The organism is Streptomyces sp. CAI-85, from assembly GCF_013363615.1.
GTDB classification, from domain to species: domain Bacteria; phylum Actinomycetota; class Actinomycetes; order Streptomycetales; family Streptomycetaceae; genus Streptomyces; species Streptomyces antibioticus_B.
The window spans coordinates 1-1,031 of the sequence record NZ_JAANNX010000206.1; the positions used below are offsets into that span (position 1 = coordinate 1).

General features: G+C 67.9%; 1 protein-coding gene. It reads right to left on the minus strand.

Annotated elements, in window-relative coordinates; all coding sequences use genetic code 11:
• Positions 1 to 1,031 (minus strand): chaperonin GroEL (gene groEL, locus G6W55_RS37800; protein WP_175525082.1); only part of this gene is annotated, 1,031 nt, incomplete at both ends.

Consider the following 1,031-nt stretch of genomic DNA (forward strand, 5'->3'; position numbering starts at 1 on the left):
GCGTTCTCCAGGGCGGAGCGGGTGACCTTGACCGGGTCGATGACGCCGGCCTTGACCAGGTCGCCGTACTCGCCGGTCGCGGCGTTGAAGCCCTGGCCCTTGTCCAGCTCGGCGACCTTGGAGGTGATGACGTAGCCCTCCAGGCCGGCGTTCTCGGCGATCCAGCGCAGCGGCTCGACGGCGGCCTTGCGGACCACGGCGACACCGGTGGCCTCGTCGCCGGTCTTGTCGAGGTTGCCCTCGAGGACCTTGACGGCGTGGACCAGCGCGGAGCCGCCACCGGAGACGATGCCCTCCTCGACCGCGGCGCGGGTCGCGGAGATGGCGTCCTCCAGACGGTGCTTCTTCTCCTTCAGCTCCACCTCGGTGGCGGCGCCGACCTTGATCACGCACACGCCGCCGGCCAGCTTCGCGAGGCGCTCCTGGAGCTTCTCGCGGTCCCAGTCGGAGTCCGTGTTCTCGATCTCGGCCTTGATCTGGCCGACGCGGCCCTGCACCTCGGAGGAGTCACCGGCGCCGTCGACGATCGTGGTGTCGTCCTTGGTGACGGTGACCCGGCGGGCGGAGCCCAGCACGTCGATGCCGACCTGGTCGAGCTTGAGGCCGACCTCCTCGGAGATGACGGTGGCGCCGGTGAGGACGGCCATGTCCTGGAGCATCGCCTTGCGACGGTCGCCGAAGCCCGGGGCCTTGACGGCGACCGCGTTGAAGGTGCCGCGGATCTTGTTGACGACGAGGGTGGAGAGCGCCTCGCCCTCCAGGTCCTCGGCGATGATCAGCAGCGGCTTGGAGGAGTTGGTCTGGATGACCTTCTCCAGCAGCGGCAGCAGGTCCGCGATCGAGGAGATCTTGCCCTGGTTGATGAGGATGTAGGGGTCCTCCAGGACGGCCTCCATGCGCTCCTGGTCCGTCACGAAGTACGGCGACAGGTAGCCCTTGTCGAAGGCCATGCCCTCGGTGAAGTCCAGCTCCAGACCGAAGGTGTTGGACTCCTCGACGGTGATGACACCGTCCTTGCCGACCTTGTCCAT